Source organism: Blastococcus sp. TML/C7B (assembly GCF_016612845.1).
Classification (GTDB): Bacteria; Actinomycetota; Actinomycetes; order Mycobacteriales; family Geodermatophilaceae; genus Blastococcus.
The window spans coordinates 285,000-299,968 of sequence record NZ_JAEOAA010000001.1; the positions used below are offsets into that span (position 1 = coordinate 285,000).

Consider the following 14,969-nt stretch of genomic DNA (forward strand, 5'->3'; position numbering starts at 1 on the left):
ACCCCCATGCCTGACGCAGTCAGCGACACCCCGAGCATCCCCACCACGTACGCGACCACCCAGGTCGACCGCGGCGACCAGATGGGCAAGGACACCTTCCTCAAGCTCCTCGTCGCCCAGATGCGCTACCAGGACCCGTCCAAGCCGGTCGACTCCTCGCAGATGATCGCCCAGACCGCGACCTTCACCCAGGTGGAGAAGCTGGAGCAGATCGCCGCGACCAGCGCCACGGCGCTGATCCTCCAGGAGCACGCCGCCGCGGGCGCCATGGTCGGCCGCCAGGTGACCTACACCGACAGCACCGGCGTCGCGGTCACCGGGCTGGTCAGCTCCGTCCGGCTCGCCTCCGGCGACTCGGAGGCCATCGCGGTCGTCGACGGCCAGCAGGTCCAGGTCGGCCGCATCACCACGATCTCCACCCCCACGCCGAGCTCAGGGACGAGCTCCTCCGCGGCGTCCTGACCCACTTCCCGCACGACTCCCGAGGAGACCCCCCGCATGCTCCGCTCCATGTTCTCCGCCATCTCCGGCCTCAAGGCCCACCAGGCGAAGATGGACGTCACCGGCAACAACATCGCCAACGTCAACACCGTCGGCTTCAAGAGCAGCAGCGCCGTCTTCCAGGACACGCTGTCGCAGGTCGTCCGCGCCGGCGGCGCGCCCGCCGCCGAGCGCGGTGGTACCAACCCGGCGCAGATCGGCCTGGGCGTCAAGCTCGCCGCGATCACCACGAACTGGACCAACGGCGCGGCCCAGTCCACCGGGCGCTCCACCGACTTCATGATCGAGGGCGACGGGTTCTTCGTCACCCAGGGCGCCGGCGGCGAGCAGCTCTACACCCGCGCCGGCTCGCTCTCCTTCGACGCCACCGGCCGGCTGGTCACCCCGGACGGCGGCATCCTGCAGGGCTGGATCGCGGGGGCCGACGGCACGATCAACCCCAACGGCCCGATCGAGGACCTGTCGGTGCCCTACGGCGCGGCCGTGCCGCCCACCGCCACCAGCGCCTCGGTGGTCGAGGGCAACCTCGACTCCGCGGCGGCGACGGGCGCGTTCGTCCAGACCCCGGTGCGCATGTTCGACCAGATGGGCGTCCGGCAGGAGGTCACCTACACCTTCACCAAGACCGCCACGCCGAACACCTGGACCCTGTCGGTGGCCAACGGCGGCACCGCGCTGCCGCTCACCAACGCCGACGGCACCGCCTTCGACGGCACCATCACCTTCGACGTCGACGGCCGGATGTCCGCCCCCGCGGCCGGCATCCGCTTCGAGCCGGGCACCGCCAGCTGGCCCGGCCTGGTCGACGTCGACCTGTCCGGCATCGACCAGTTCGGCGGCAAGAGCGAGGTCGTTCCCACCGACGTCGACGGCTACGCCATGGGCACGCTCCAGGGCTTCTCGCTGTCCAACGACGGCACGATCACGGGCACGTACTCCAACGGGCTGCGGCAGAACCTCGGCCAGCTGGCCATGGCGTCGTTCAACAACCCGAGCGGCCTGGAGAAGGCCGGCAGCTCCTCGTTCCGGGTGGCCCAGAACTCCGGCGAGCCGATGGTCGGCGTCGCCGGGGCCGGTGGCCGCGGCGTGCTCTCCTCCGGCGCGCTGGAGATGTCCAACGTGGACCTCTCCGAGGAGTTCACCAGCCTGATCGTCGCCCAGCGCGGCTTCCAGGCGAACAGCCGCGTGATCACCGCCTCCGACGAGCTCCTCCAGGACCTGGTCAACCTCAAGCGCTGATCCTCGGCGAGATCGCCGGTCTCGCACGCCCTCCGCCCCCGGAGCGTGCGACACCGGCGATCTCGCCGGACACCGGGGCAGGGACCCCCCTCCCGCATCCGGGGCGGGCCGCGCCGGGCGGCTTCGGCTCAAGGAGTCCGCGCGCCGCGCCGATGAACCCCGTGACGATTCCCGCCCCACCGACGAACCAGCACCACCGAGCCAGAGGACCGACCGTGATCCGTGTGAGCCGCCTGAACGGGGACCAGTTCGCGCTGAACCCCGACCTGATCGAGCGGGTCGAGGCGCACCCGGACACCGTCGTGTTCCTGACCGACGGCACCCGCTACGTCGTCACCGAGACCGTGGACGACGTCGTGCGCGACATCCGCGAGTACCGCGCGGAGATCCTCGCCACGAGCTACGAGATGGACCGCGGCGAGTACCGCCCGAGCCGGCCCGAGCTCGCCTCGGGCAACACGGTCGTGCCGTTCCCGGGCACCGAGGAGCGCTGACCCGTGGATCCCGTCACCCTCATCGGCTTCGGCATCTCCATCGTCGCCCTCTTCGTCTTCATGACCCTCGAGGGCGTCGCGCCGATGACGCTGCTCTTCCTGCCCGCGATCGTGCTGGTCATCGTGGCCACCCTCGGCGCGGCCCTGGCCAGCCAGACCATGGCCGACCTCAAGAAGCTGCCGTCCTGGTTCAAGATGGCCGTCCTCCCGGCCAAGGTGCCGGCGCCGACCGAGCAGATCCAGACCCTGGTCACCCTCGCCGAGAAGGCCCGCAAGGAGGGTCTGCTCGCGCTCGAGGCGCAGGTCAAGGCGATCGAGGACCCGTTCCTCCGGCGCGGCCTCCAGATGGGCATCGACGGCACCGACCCGGAGGAGCTGCGCACCGTCCTGGAGAGCGAGATCTCGGCGAAGAAGGCCGAGGACAAGGTCGCCGCGAAGTTCATGAACGCGATGGGCGGCTACGCGCCGACCATCGGCATCCTCGGCTGCATCGTCGGCCTGATGAACGTCATGGGGAACCTGAACAACCCCGAGACGCTGGGCCCGATGGTGTCGGCGGCGTTCATCGCCACCCTGTGGGGCGTCATGGCGGCCAACTTCTGGTTCCTGCCGATGGGCGCCAAGATCATGCGGGTCAGCGAGCTGCAGGCCGCCCAGATGGAGCTGCTCGTCGAGGGCATCGCCGAGATCCAGGCCGGCACCAGCCCGCGCGCGGTCCGCCAGAAGCTCAACGCCCTCATCCCGCCGAGCGAGCTGGCCAAGGCCGCAGCGTGAGTGCCGGGCACGGCGGCCGGCGCCGCACGAAGCACGAGGAGCACGAGGAGCACGAGAACCACGAGCGGTGGCTCGTCTCGGCGTTCGACATGATGACGCTGCTGTTCGTGCTGTTCGTCGTCCTCTTCGCGATGAGCAAGGTGGACGAGGAGAAGTTCGCCGCCCTGGCCAAGGGTCTGGCCGAGTCCTTCGGGCAGCCGGTGAGCGTGATGACCAGCCCCACCCCGGACGGCGCCGTCCTCGACGGGCTGCCGGGCGTCGTCGACATCGCCTCGGCCATCCCGCCGGACACGACCGTGCAGCAGGCGGAGATCGACGCGGCGGCCGCGGCGGCCGCCCTGGAGCGCGCGGCCCGCGTGGCCGCCGAGGCGCAGACCGCCTACGACGAGCTGGCCGCCGCGCGCGAGCAGCTCGAGGCCGCCCTGGCCGAGGCCGGCTACTCCGGCGCGGCGCGGTTCGAGATCGACGAGCGCGGGCTGGTGGTGCACATCGTCGCCGACGCCGTCCTCTTCGACGCCGAGGACGCCGCTCTCCGCCCGGAGGGCGACGCCATCCTGGCCGCCGTCGCCCCCACCCTCACCGGCCTGCCCAACGTGCTGCGCATCGAGGGCCACGCCAACCACCTGCCGGTCACCCGCGGCGGCCCCTGGCCGTCGAACTGGGAGCTGTCGGGCTGGCGGGCCAGCACCGTGCTGCGCGCCCTGGTCGGGGACGGCGTCCCCGAGGACCGCATGTCCGCGGCCGGCTACTCGTCGACGAAGCCGCTCGTGCCCATCTCCGACCCCACGGCGATCAGCGTGAACCGTCGCGTCGACGTCGTCGTCCTGTCCACCGCCTCGGCCGAGGCCAACGCACTGCTGCCGGGCATCGACGCATCCCAGGAGGGGACCCCATGAGCAAGGAACCGAAGCCCGAGACCGACGAGGACGCCCCCAAGGGCAAGAAGAAGCTGTTCCTCATGATCGGCGCAGCCGTGCTGGTCCTGGCCGGCGCCGCCTACTTCTTCCTGTTCTCCGGCGGCAGCGCCGAGGCCGCCGCACCCGAGCACGGCGGGTACACCGCGCTGGAGCCCATCGCGGTGAACCTCTCCGGCGGCGGCTACCTGAAGATCGGGATCACGCTGGACTACACGGCGGCCGCCGCGGGCGGCGGTCACGGAGGCGGCGGCGTCGACGGCGCCAAGGCCTACGACGCGATCATCTCCACGTTCTCCCAGGCCAACCCGGCCGACGTGACCGGTGCCCGCGACGCGCTCAAGGAAGCGCTCGAGCAGAAGATCATCGCGGCGTACACCGAGCACGACGTCCCGATGGTGATGGGCATCTACTACACGGAGTACGTCACCCAGTAGCCCGTCGCGGGCGCCAGGGCAGAAATGGCCATTTCTGCCCTGGCGCGCCCGGCGCGCGCTCCCCCTCGGGGACGACGACGGCCCGGCACCCGCACCCCGGCGCCCCCTCGCGCACCACCCGCCCCACCGCTCCCGTCGCGATCGGGAGCGCCCCCGCAGGCCGGTCAGGGTCCCCCCGGTCCCCGCCGATGAGTTCCTGCGTGACCACCCCCGAGACCGGCCCGGCCCCCCGCGCGGGCGGCGCGCAGGCACCGGCTGCGGTCCCGGTCAGCGGCGCCCGCAGCCGCCGGGGCGAGCCCCGCACCTACGACTTCCGCCGCCCCACGAAGCTCTCCCGCGAGCACGTGCGGGTCATGCAGATCGCGCAGGAGGGGTTCGCCCGCCAGGCGACGACGATCCTCACCACGTTCCTGCGCACCGGCGCCCGCTTCGAGCTGGCCGGCGTCGAGCAGTTCTCCTACGACGACTACGTCAAGACGCTGCCCGACCCGGTGTTCATCACGACGTTCACCATCGAGCCGATGGCCGGCAAGGGCATGATCGCCTTCCCGCTGGACATCGCGATGGCGATGGTGGACCACCTGCTCGGCGGCTCCGGTGCCGCCGCCCAGCCGAACCGGCCGATGACGGCGATGGAGACCACCATCACCACGCACCTGCTGGAGCGGCTGCTGGCGGAGTTCGCCACCTCGTTCGGCACCATCACCGAGCTCCAGCCGGCGATGCTGGGATTCGAGTACAACCCGCAGCTGGCGCAGGCCGCCGCCGGGTCCGACACGGTCATGGTCGCCACGTTCGCCATGGCCGTGGGCGCCCGGGAGGGCGAGGCCACCCTGGTGCTGCCGTTCTCCTCGTTCGCGCAGTCGCTGAACAACGCCGCCTCCCCGCAGCTGTCGGAGTCGGCGCTGCGCAAGCGCAAGAAGGCCGCCGAGGCCCTCACCGCCCGCCTCAACCTCGTGCCGGTGGACGTCAGCGTGCGGTTCGCGCCGCTGTCGGTCTCCTCGGCCGACCTGCTCTCCCTCGCCGTCGGCGACGTCGTCCTGCTGCGCCACCCGCGGGACAGCCCGCTCGAGGTCACCACGAACGACACCACGTTCGCCTACGCCATCGCCAGCAACCACCGGCGCCGGCTGGCCGCCTCGATCGTCCCCACCCCGCACGCTGCCGTGAAGGACACCGCATGAGCACCGACACCACCCAGGACTCCCAGACCGTCACCGCCGTGGTGGCGGCCGCGGCCCGCGCCGCCGCGTCCCTGGTCCCGGCCAGGACGCAGCTCGTCACGGGCACCCCCGCCAGCGATCCCGACGGCGTGCCGCTCCCCCCGGGTGCGGCGCAGGCGGTCGCTGCCGGCCTCTCGGGCGAGGTCACCGGTGACGTCGTGCTGGTCGTGTCCGCCGACGTCGTCGAGGCGCTGAGCAACTCCCCCGTCGGCCGGATGGACGTCGCCGCCGCGCTGCGCCCGGCCCTCGAGGCGGCCGCGGCCACCCTCGGCCGCGTCCGGGTCGCCTCCGAGCGGCTTGTCGAGCCGGTCGCCGCGCTGGACGGGCTGCGGGACAAGGGCATGTTCGTCGCCGTCCCCCTCCTGGCCGACGGCGAGCACCAGGCGACGTTCGCGCTCCAGGTGGACCTGCCCGCCGCCCGCACGCCGAGCGGCAGCCTGGACCTGCTGCGGCACGTGGCCATGGAGGTCACCGTCGAGATCGGCCGCACCCGGATGACCGTCCAGGAGCTGCTCTCGCTGCACCCGGGCGAGGTCGTCGAGCTCGACCGCGCGGCCAGCGCCCCCGCGGACCTGCTGGTCAACGGCACCCTCATCGCCCGCGGCGAGGTCGTCGTCGTCGACGAGGACTTCGGCCTGCGGATCAGCGAGATCGTGAGCGACGCCGCCGAGCTCGGGGTCAACGCATGACCTGGATGATCCTGCGGCTGATCCTGTCGCTGGGGTTCGTCGCCGCGGTGCTGGTGTTCGCCGCCCGGCTGGCGAAGAAGCGCGGCCTGGGCCAGTCCAGCGGCCTCATCGACGTCGTGGCCCGCCAGCGGATGGGCCGCACGAGCTCGCTCAACGTCGTCCGCATCGCCGACGTCGTCCTGGTCGTCGGCGCGACCGAGGAGCAGGTCACCCTGCTCGCCGAGCTCGACCCCGAGACCGTGGACGCCGCGCTGCGCGAGCGGAACCCGGTGCGCCTGGCTCCCGCCGGCGAGCCGGCCGCGGACTCCCCCACCGCCACCTCCACCCTGGTCGCCCGGTCCTCGACCGGCCCGCTCGCCGGCTCGGTCCTCGACCGCGACGGCTGGGGCAACCTGGTCCACCAGCTCCGCGAGCGGACGGTCCGCCGGTCATGACCGCCCCGCTCCAGCGGCGGCCCGCAGCACGGTGGCGGGCGACGCTCGTCCTGCTGCTGACGCTGCTGGCCGGGTTCGCGGCGGTGCTCGCCGCCGGGCCCGCCGCCGCGGCGCCCACCGACCCCACCGCTCCGACCGACCCGACCGTGCCCGCCGTCGGCGGGGCCGACGGCGGCGTGGACATCTCGATCGGCGGCGGCTCGGCGAGCACCTCGATCACGCTCATCCTGGCGATCACCGTGCTGTCGGTGGCGCCGTCGGTGCTGCTGCTGGCGACCTCGTTCACGAAGATCATCGTCGTCCTGGGCATCACCCGGAACGCGCTGGGGCTGCCGACCTCGCCGCCCAACCAGGTGCTCACCGGCCTGGCGCTGTTCCTGACCCTGTTCGTGATGGGGCCGGTGCTCGGCGACATCAACGAGGTGGCGATCCAGCCCTACATGGACGGCACCGTGACGGTCTCGCAGGCCTACGAGGCCGGCGTCGTCCCGCTGCGCGAGTTCCTGCTGAGCAACACCCGCGAGGACGAGCTCAAGCTGATGATCGGCCTCTCCGGCGAGGAGGCGCCCGCCGACGCGAGCGCGGTCAGCATGACGACGCTCGTCCCGGCGTTCGTCCTCTCGGAGCTCAAGAGCGCCTTCATCATCGGGCTGGTCGTCTTCATCCCGTTCCTGGTGCTCGACATGCTGGTCAGCGCCTCGCTCATGTCGATGGGCATGATGATGGTGCCGCCCACGATCGTCTCGCTGCCGTTCAAGCTGCTGCTGTTCGTGGTGGTCGACGGCTGGTCGCTGATCACCACGGCCCTCGTCGGCTCGTACGGGGGTGGCTGACCCGTGAGCGACACCGATGTCACCGAGATCGCGCTGGAGACGATGGTGCTGGCGGCCAAGATCGCCGCGCCCATCCTGCTCACGGCGCTGGCCGTCGGCTTCCTGATCTCGCTGTTCCAGGCGGCCACGCAGATCCAGGAAGCGACCCTGTCGTTCGTCCCCAAGATGATCGCCGTGGCCATCGCGCTGCTGCTGACCGGCAACTGGGTCCTCTCCTCGCTGGTGGACTTCACCGAGCACCTGTTCGACCAGCTGCCACGACTGCTCGACCGGACCTGAGCCATGGACCTCTCGGTCCCCGCGGTCACCCTGGTGGCGCTGCTGCTCGGCACCGCCCGGGCAGCCGGCTTCGTGCTGCTGGCGCCGCCGTTCAACTCGCGCACGATCCCCGGGCCGGTCAAGGGCGCGCTGGCGCTGGCGCTGTCGATGCTGCTGTCGACGCAGATCGCACCGACCCTGCCCGAGCCGACCGCCGGGTTTGTCGTCGTCGCCGCCGTCACCGAGGTGGTCATCGGTGCGGCGCTGGGCTTCGTCGTGCAGCTGCTGTTCACCGCCGTCCAGATGGCCGGCGACCTCATCGACGTGACCGGCGGCTTCTCGCTGCAGCCGGCGTACGACCCGCTGGCGATGACGCAGAACGCCACCATCGGCCGGCTGCACTACCTGCTGGCCACCACGCTGCTGTTCACCAGCGGCGGCCACCTGCTGCTGGTGAAGGGGTTCGCGACCTCCTACGAGGGGATGCCGGTCGGGGGCGAGGTGCCGGTCGACCAGCTCGGCGCGGTGCTCATCCAGGCCGTGTCGATGATGTTCCTGGCCGCGCTGCAGATCGCCGGGCCGATGGTGGCCGTGCTCCTGCTGGCCGACGTCGCGCTCGCCCTGCTCAGCCGCGCCGCCCCCGCGCTCAACATCTTCGCCTTCGGCTTCCCGGTGAAGATCATGCTGACGCTGCTGATGCTGGGCCTCACCTTCCCGCTGCTCCCGCCGGCGCTGGACGCGCTGCTCGAGCACGGCGTGCAGGCCATGACCTCGCTGCGGAGCGGGTGACCCGTGGCGGTGTCCCGTGGCTAAGGACGGTCCCGGCGGTGAGAAGACCGAGAAGCCCACTCCCCAGCGCCTGAAGAAGGCGCGCAAGGAGGGGCAGATCCCGCGCACCCAGGAGCTGGGCACCTGGGCGGGCATGGCGGCGGCCAGCGTGCTGCTGCCGATCATCGCCGGCACCGGCTTCCAGGAGGTCCAGCAGCTGTTCGTGCAGATCAGGCGGGTGGCCGAGCACCCGGAGACGGCGATGATCCCGCCCCTGCTCGGGCACTCCCTGACGGCCTTCATGACGACGGTGCTGCCGCTGGCCCTCGCGCTGATGGTCGTCGGCATCGTCTCCTCGGCGACCCAGGGCGGCATCACCTTCGCCACGAAGGGGATGAAGCCGACGCTGAAGAAGTTCAACCCGATGACCGGCCTGAAGCGCATGTTCGGCACCCAGGGGCTCTGGGAGGTGACCAAGGCGCTGATCAAGACCGTCGCGCTCGCGGTGGTCGTCGTGGTGACCAGCGACCGCGCGCAGACCCTGGTCTCGTCGGCCGGCTCCCTGCCGCTCTCGGCGGTGGTGGACGTGTTCGTCGACTCGGCGATCCTCATGTTCCGCGTGGTCGCGATGACCGGCCTGGTGCTGGCGATCGCCGACTACCTCGTCGTCCGCAAGAAGATGATGAAGCAGCTCAAGATGAGCAAGTACGAGATCACCCAGGAGAACAAGCAGGCCGAGGGCGACCCGCACATGAAGGCCCACCGCCGCGGCGTGCAGATGTCGATGTCGCGGAACCGGATGATGGCCGAGGTCGCCGAGGCCGACGTCCTGCTGGTCAACCCCACCCACGTCGCCGTGGCGCTGAAGTACGAGGCCGCCAAGGGCGCGCCGCGGGTCGTGGCCAAGGGCGCGGGCGAGGTCGCGGCGAAGCTCCGCGAGGTCGCGGCCGAGGCGCGGGTGCCGATGGTGCAGGACATCCCGCTGGCCCGGGCGCTGCACGCCTCCTGCGACCTCGGCCAGGAGGTGCCGCCGCAGCTGTTCACCGCCGTCGCCCGCGTGCTCGCCTTCGTCATGCACCTGGGAGCCCGCGGGGTGCGCGGCGGGCTGCACCGTCCCGGCTTCGAGCCGCCGGACACCACCGACCTGCCCAAGGCCGGCCGCCGCCGCGCCGTCGCGCCCGCCGCCTGACCGCGCGGTACCGGGTGCGCCCGGACCTGCCGATGAAGGGGGCGTGAGCCAGCCCCTGCCGTCCGCGCCCCCGGTGGAGCGCGCGTGAAGGGCATCAGCAAGGCCGCGGTGCCCGTCGGCGTCGTCGCGATCGTGCTCATGCTGGTCGTGCCGATGCCGGCCGCCCTCATGGACCTGCTGATCGGCCTGAACCTGGCGATCGCGCTGCTGGTCCTGCTGGTGGCCATGCAGATCCGGAAGCCGCTGGACTTCGCGGTCTTCCCGTCGCTGCTGCTCATCGCCACGCTGTTCCGGCTGGCCCTCAACGTCTCCTCGACGCGGCTGGTCCTCACCGACGGCTACGCCGGCAAGGTGATCGAGGCCTTCGGGCACATCGTCATCTCCGGCTCGTTGGTCGTCGGCCTGGTGATCTTCGTGATCCTCACCGTGGTCCAGTTCGTGGTCATCACCAACGGCGCCGGCCGCGTGGCCGAGGTCGGCGCCCGCTTCACCCTCGACGCCATGCCGGGCAAGCAGATGGCGATCGACGCCGACCTGAACGCCGGGCTGATCAACGAGTCGCAGGCGCGCAAGCGCCGCCACGAGGTCACCGCCGAGGCCGACTTCTACGGCTCCATGGACGGTGCGTCCAAGTTCGTCAAGGGCGACGCCATCGCCGGCATCATCATCACGCTGGTCAACCTGATCGGCGGGTTCGCGATCGGCATGATGCAGCGGGGCATGGCCCCCGGCGAGGCGGTCTCGACCTACTCGCTGCTGACCGTCGGCGACGGCCTGGTCTCGATGATCCCGGCACTGCTGATGTCGACGGCGACCGGCATCATCGTCACCCGGTCGGCCACCGAGGGCGACATGGGCACCGACCTGATCGCCCAGCTCGGCCGGTTCAAGCAGCCGGTCCGCATCGCCGGCGGCGCCGCTCTCGCGCTGTGCCTCATCCCCGGCCTGCCCAAGCTGCCGTTCCTGCTCGTCGGCGGGCTGTTCCTCCTCGCCGCCGCCCGCATGACCGAGACCCCCGTCGTCGACGAGGACGCCGAGGCCGCGGCGGCCGCCGCCGACGCCGAGCCGCAGCCGGACTCCCCCGAGGCGATCGTCGAGAAGATGCGGGTCGACCCGCTGGAGCTCGAGGTCGCCTACGACCTGGTGGAGCTGGTCGACACCTCCCGCGGCGGCGACCTGCTCGACCGGGTCAAGGCGCTGCGCCGGAAGGTCGCCATGGAGACCGGCCTGGTCATCCCCCTGGTCCGCACCCGCGACAACCTCGACCTGCAGGGCTCGCAGTACGTCATCTGGCTCAACGGCGTCCCGGCTGCCAAGGGCATCTCCCCCGCCGGCACCGTGCTCGCCATCGGCGACAACCTCGACGGGCTGCCCGGCAAGGCGACCCGCGAGCCGGTCTTCGGGCTGGCCGCCAAGTGGGTCCCCCTCGAGCTGCAGCGCGCCGCGGAGATGGCCGGCGCCACCGTCGTCGACCGCTCCTCGGTGATCACCACGCACCTGGCCGAGGTCGTCCGCCAGAACGCCGCGGACCTGCTCGGCCGGGAGGACGTGCGGCTGCTCGTCGAGATGATCCGCCGCACGCACCCCGTCGTCGTCGAGGAACTGACCCCCGCCCTGCTCACCCTGGGAGAGGTGCAACGGGTGTTGCACGCGTTGCTCGAAGAGGGTGTGTCGATCCGGGACCTGGTGCGCATCTTCGAGGCACTCTCGGTGCGTGCGAAGCAGTCGACCGACCTGGACGGGCTGGTCGAGGCCGCGCGCGGCGCACTCGGCTCGGCGATCAGCCACCCGTACGTGACGCCGGACGAGCGCCTGCACGTCTTCACCCTGGATCCGGGCTTCGAGCAGCGGCTCCTCGAGTCGCTGCGGCAGAGCGAGGCCGGCGCCGTCCTCGCCCTCGACGCCGGCGCGGTCGACGCGCTCGTCGTGGGCTGCAGCGGGTTGCTCGAGGAGGCCGAGCGCCAGGGTCTCTCCCCGGTCCTCGTGTGCTCGCCGCAGGTCCGTTCCGCCCTGGCGCGGCTCATGCGCCAGGTCCTGCCCCGCCTCCCGGTCATCTCCTACGCCGAGGTGTCCCGGACGGCTCAGATCGAATCGCTGGGAGTGGTGAGCGGTGCCGTTGCGATCCGTTGAGGCAGCGACGCGGGACGACGCGATCGCGGCCGCGCACGAGCAGTTCGGCCCGGCGGCGCGGGTCGTCGGCGTCCGCCGCATCCGCTCCGGCGGCGTGCTCGGGTTCTTCGCGACCGAGCGCTACGTCGCCGAGGTGGCGCCCGAGCCGGCCGGCCTGCCCGGCCTCCCCGGACTGCCCGTCGCCGCGCCCGCCCGCCCCGCCGGCGCCCTGACCGAGGACCCCGACACCGGCTCGCTGGCCGCCTACGGGTCGCCGCTGGCCGCCGCCGCCCTCGCCACCGCCGCTCCCCCGCGCGCCCGCACCGCCCCGCCGCGCAACGGCGCCGCCGCGTGGGCCGCCGAGGCCGCGCGCACCGGCAACCCCGCACCGCTCGCGCCGGCTCCGCGCGCCACCCCGGCGCCGGTCGGTGCCGGCCGGGTGCCCGGGCTCGCCGACGACCTCCGCGTCGACGAGCTGGCCGGCCTGCTCGGCCTGCCGTCGCAGCCCTCGGCCCCGCGCCCGGCCTGGTCGCCCGCCGACGAGGACGACGAACCGGTGTCCCGGTTCGGCGTGGCCCCCGCCAGCTTCCCGCGCACCACCCGCACCCGCGTGGCCCCGGCCTCGCCGGCCGAGGACGAGCACGACGACGTCGCACCGTCCGTCGTCCCGGCGGCACCGGTGGCCGGTGCGCCCTCGCCGTTCACCGCCGCGCTGGCGCGGATGGTCGCCGGCGACCGGGACGTGCAGCACGCCGTCCGGGAGGCGCTGGAGACCTCGGACGGCGTCCGGTCCGACGCGGAGCGGGACGTCCCGGCGCCCGCGAGCACGAGCACGTCTGCAGAGCTGCCGGTCGCGACCGGCCAGGAGGAGGAAACGGTGGGAGACCAGGTCATCGCGCCGCCCTCTCCGTCGGTCGTCGAGCGGGTCGAGGTCGGTTCCTGGGCGGACGAGCCGTTCGAGCTGCCGTCGTTCGAGACCCCGTCGTTCGAGGCGCCGTCGTTCGAGAGCCCGTCGTTCGAGGTGGAGCCCGTCCTGCCGTCGTTCCTGACCGAGCCGGTCGCCACCGAGTCCGCTGCCGCCGAGCCGGTGTCCCGCGAGGACGCCATCGCCGAGGTGCTGCGCGCCGCGCTGGCCGAGGGGCACTCCGACGACGCCCTCGCCGGCATCCTGCGCAAGGTCGTCGCCGGCGACGCGCCGCAGGACGTGCTGCCCGAGCCGATTGCACCGGTCGAGCAGCCCGTGGTGGAGGAGCCCGTCGCCGAGGCCGAGGAGCCCACCGTCGAGCAGCCCGCGGTCGAGGCCGAAGCCGAGACCGAGGTCGAGGTGCCCGTCGCCGAGCCCGCCGCCGTCCCCGCGTTCCACCTGTTCGGCCCCGCCACCCCCGCCGCGCCGGTGGCCCCGGCCGCTCCGGTGACGTCGCCCCCCGTGCAGCTGTGGGGCGAGGTCGCCGCTCCGGCCACCGCGACCCCCGCACCCGTCGACGCCCTCATGTGGGCCGATGCGCCGCGGACCGCCTCCCCGGCGGCGTCGCTGCCCGGCACGCCGCTCGACGCCCCGCTGCCCGCAACCGAGGCCGTCGAGGTGCCCGCGCTGTTCGGTGCCGCCGAGGAGGTCGCGCCCGCCGTCGAGGAGCTCGCCACCGGGCAGGCCGTCGCCGAGGACTCGGTCGCCGACGAGGCCGTCGCCGAGGACCCCGCCACCTCCCTCGACGTCGAGGTCGCCCCCGTGCTCGCCCGCACCGCCAGCGACCCGGCGCCGCTGACCCCGCCGGCGGCCATGGACGCCACCACCGTCCTGCCGCCCCTGTCGCTCCTGCCCGGGTCGTCGTCGCGTGGCCGGGGCCTCCCGCCGGTGCCGCCGCGCGGTGGCCGCCCGCCGGTGCCGCCGACGCAGGCCCGCGGCGCCGGCGGTCCGTCCGCGACCGCCGCTCCCCCGCGCCCGTCGTCCTCCGCCGGCACGAGCGAGTCGCTCGCCACCGTGACCCGGCTCCCCGTGGCGCCGCTCATGGCGACGCCCGAGACGCCGGAGCTCTCCGAGCTGACCGGCCTGGCCGGCCTCGCCGCCCTCCTCGAGGCCGACGCGCCGGGTCTGCTGGACACCCCGGTGCTGCCGGCCGCCGTGCCGGCCCGCCCGGCCCGGGTCCGCATCGCCCCGCCGCGCACGCCGGCCGAGGTGGTCTCCCGGCTCTCCGCCCTCGGTGTCCCCGACGACCTGCTCGACGCCGCGTTCCTCGCCGATGTCGAGGCCGACGGCACCTACGCCGCGCTCACCCGCGCCCTCGGGAACCGGCTGCCGGAGGCGCCGGAGCTGCCCACCGGTGCCGGGGACGTGCTGTTCGTCGTCGGCCCCGGCATCGAGACGCTGCGCACCGCCCGCTCGCTGGCCGCCACCCTGCGGCTGGACCCCGACCGCGTGCAGTGGGCCAGCCGCGGCGACCTCGCGGGCCTGGCCCCCGAGGCCGCCCGGATGGCCACGATCGACGCCGCGCTGCGCCGCCGGCAGGACGCCGCGACGTCCGGCACGGTGACCGTCGTGGCCGTGGACGCGCCGCTGCGCACCGACGCCTACTGGATGACCCAGATGCTGGCCATCTGGTCGCCGGTCGCGGTGTGGGCGGTCGTCGAGGCCACCCGCAAGCCCGAGGACCTCGAGCACTGGCTCGGCGGCCTGGCCCGCGTGGACGCGCTGGTCGTCCAGGACACCGATCTCTCCGCCGATCCGGCCGCCGTGCTGGACCGCGTGGCCGTGCCGGTCGCCGTCGTCGACGGCGTGCGGGCCACCCCGCACCGCTGGGCCTCGGTCCTCTGCGAGCGCCTGGAGAGCGCGCCGGCATGAGCCCGCTCCGGTGGGACGTGCTGCTGGTCGGCTTCCTGCTGGCCCTGCCGGTGCTCGCGCTGGGCGTGCGCGGGGACTTCACCGCCGAGGAGGTGGCCCTCCGGGTGCCGTGGTGCCTGGCCGCCGGCTGGGCGGCGGTGGCGCTGCTGCGCTGGGCGAGCGCGCCCCCCGCGCCCGCGCGGACGCCCGCCCGCACGTCCGCCCGCACCCCGGCCGACCCCGCGGCTGCGGAGCCGGCCGAGGGCGGACCCGCGGCCTGAGCCCGCGGCCC

General features: G+C 73.3%; 16 protein-coding genes. All 16 read left to right on the forward strand.

The features are described 5' to 3' along the window. Positions 1 to 6: 6 nt before the first annotated feature. Entirely contained in the window at positions 7 to 462 is a 456-nt protein-coding gene (locus tag JKP76_RS01425) for a flagellar hook assembly protein FlgD (RefSeq protein ID WP_200489266.1), read from the forward strand. Positions 463 to 498: 36 nt separating this feature from the next. Continuing rightward, positions 499 to 1,740 (forward strand): flagellar hook protein FlgE, encoded by a 1,242-nt coding sequence (locus JKP76_RS01430; protein WP_200489267.1) that lies wholly within the window; start codon positions 499 to 501, stop codon positions 1,738 to 1,740. Positions 1,741 to 1,964: 224 nt separating this feature from the next. Then, complete coding sequence (locus tag JKP76_RS01435) at positions 1,965 to 2,234, forward strand: flagellar FlbD family protein (protein WP_309229461.1); 270 nt, start codon at positions 1,965 to 1,967, stop codon at positions 2,232 to 2,234. 3 nt (positions 2,235 to 2,237) lie between these two features. Continuing rightward, positions 2,238 to 3,008 (forward strand): motility protein A, encoded by a 771-nt coding sequence (locus JKP76_RS01440; RefSeq protein ID WP_200489269.1) that lies wholly within the window; start codon positions 2,238 to 2,240, stop codon positions 3,006 to 3,008. Continuing rightward, entirely contained in the window at positions 3,005 to 3,904 is a 900-nt protein-coding gene (locus JKP76_RS01445; RefSeq protein ID WP_200489270.1) for a flagellar motor protein MotB, read from the forward strand. Before JKP76_RS01440 ends, JKP76_RS01445 begins: the two co-directional genes overlap by 4 nt. Then, the gene (gene fliL, locus JKP76_RS01450) at positions 3,901 to 4,359 is read left to right on the forward strand and encodes a flagellar basal body-associated protein FliL (RefSeq protein WP_200489271.1); all 459 of its coding nucleotides are present in this window, start codon (positions 3,901 to 3,903) and stop codon (positions 4,357 to 4,359) included. Before JKP76_RS01445 ends, fliL begins: the two co-directional genes overlap by 4 nt. A gap of 200 nt (positions 4,360 to 4,559) precedes the next feature. Then, complete coding sequence (locus JKP76_RS01455) at positions 4,560 to 5,543, forward strand: flagellar motor switch protein FliM (RefSeq protein ID WP_309232793.1); 984 nt, start codon at positions 4,560 to 4,562, stop codon at positions 5,541 to 5,543. Further along, positions 5,540 to 6,271 (forward strand): flagellar motor switch protein FliN, encoded by a 732-nt coding sequence (fliN, locus tag JKP76_RS01460; protein WP_200489273.1) that lies wholly within the window; start codon positions 5,540 to 5,542, stop codon positions 6,269 to 6,271. Before JKP76_RS01455 ends, fliN begins: the two co-directional genes overlap by 4 nt. Continuing rightward, complete coding sequence (locus JKP76_RS01465; RefSeq protein ID WP_200489274.1) at positions 6,268 to 6,705, forward strand: flagellar biosynthetic protein FliO; 438 nt, start codon at positions 6,268 to 6,270, stop codon at positions 6,703 to 6,705. The genes fliN and JKP76_RS01465 overlap by 4 nt, the downstream gene beginning before the upstream one ends. Beyond that, positions 6,702 to 7,538 carry a flagellar type III secretion system pore protein FliP gene (fliP, locus tag JKP76_RS01470; RefSeq protein WP_200489275.1) on the forward strand — a complete coding sequence of 279 codons (837 nt, stop codon included), beginning with the start codon at positions 6,702 to 6,704 and terminating at the stop codon, positions 7,536 to 7,538. Before JKP76_RS01465 ends, fliP begins: the two co-directional genes overlap by 4 nt. Positions 7,539 to 7,541: 3 nt before the next feature. After that, positions 7,542 to 7,817 carry a flagellar biosynthesis protein FliQ gene (gene fliQ / locus JKP76_RS01475; protein WP_200489276.1) on the forward strand — a complete coding sequence of 92 codons (276 nt, stop codon included), beginning with the start codon at positions 7,542 to 7,544 and terminating at the stop codon, positions 7,815 to 7,817. Between the two features lie 3 nt (positions 7,818 to 7,820). Then, positions 7,821 to 8,585, forward strand: a complete 765-nt coding sequence (gene fliR, locus JKP76_RS01480) for a flagellar biosynthetic protein FliR (protein WP_200489277.1) — start codon at positions 7,821 to 7,823, stop codon at positions 8,583 to 8,585. Positions 8,586 to 8,601: 16 nt separating this feature from the next. Continuing rightward, entirely contained in the window at positions 8,602 to 9,753 is a 1,152-nt protein-coding gene (locus JKP76_RS01485) for a flagellar biosynthesis protein FlhB (RefSeq protein WP_200489278.1), read from the forward strand. 84 nt (positions 9,754 to 9,837) lie between these two features. Further along, positions 9,838 to 11,883: a flagellar biosynthesis protein FlhA gene (flhA, locus tag JKP76_RS01490; protein ID WP_200489279.1), complete on the forward strand. Its 2,046-nt coding sequence runs from the start codon at positions 9,838 to 9,840 to the stop codon at positions 11,881 to 11,883. Further along, a complete protein-coding gene (locus JKP76_RS01495) occupies positions 11,864 to 14,698 on the forward strand; it encodes a hypothetical protein (RefSeq protein WP_200489280.1) in 2,835 nt (944 codons plus the stop codon). The genes flhA and JKP76_RS01495 overlap by 20 nt, the downstream gene beginning before the upstream one ends. Beyond that, a complete protein-coding gene (locus JKP76_RS01500) occupies positions 14,695 to 14,958 on the forward strand; it encodes a hypothetical protein (RefSeq protein ID WP_200489281.1) in 264 nt (87 codons plus the stop codon). The genes JKP76_RS01495 and JKP76_RS01500 overlap by 4 nt, the downstream gene beginning before the upstream one ends. Positions 14,959 to 14,969: the final 11 nt, after the last annotated feature.

What these genes read in the sequence shown, in the direction of transcription:
- JKP76_RS01465 (WP_200489274.1), top strand. Translation starts at nt 6,268, where the DNA reads ATGACCTGGATGATCCTGCGGCTGATCCTGTCGCTGGGGTTCGTCGCC.
- fliN (WP_200489273.1), top strand. Translation starts at nt 5,540, where the DNA reads ATGAGCACCGACACCACCCAGGACTCCCAGACCGTCACCGCCGTGGTG.
- JKP76_RS01500 (WP_200489281.1), top strand. Translation starts at nt 14,695, where the DNA reads ATGAGCCCGCTCCGGTGGGACGTGCTGCTGGTCGGCTTCCTGCTGGCC.
- JKP76_RS01430 (WP_200489267.1), top strand. Translation starts at nt 499, where the DNA reads ATGCTCCGCTCCATGTTCTCCGCCATCTCCGGCCTCAAGGCCCACCAG.
- fliP (WP_200489275.1), top strand. Translation starts at nt 6,702, where the DNA reads ATGACCGCCCCGCTCCAGCGGCGGCCCGCAGCACGGTGGCGGGCGACG.
- fliL (WP_200489271.1), top strand. Translation starts at nt 3,901, where the DNA reads ATGAGCAAGGAACCGAAGCCCGAGACCGACGAGGACGCCCCCAAGGGC.
- fliR (WP_200489277.1), top strand. Translation starts at nt 7,821, where the DNA reads ATGGACCTCTCGGTCCCCGCGGTCACCCTGGTGGCGCTGCTGCTCGGC.
- JKP76_RS01425 (WP_200489266.1), top strand. Translation starts at nt 7, where the DNA reads ATGCCTGACGCAGTCAGCGACACCCCGAGCATCCCCACCACGTACGCG.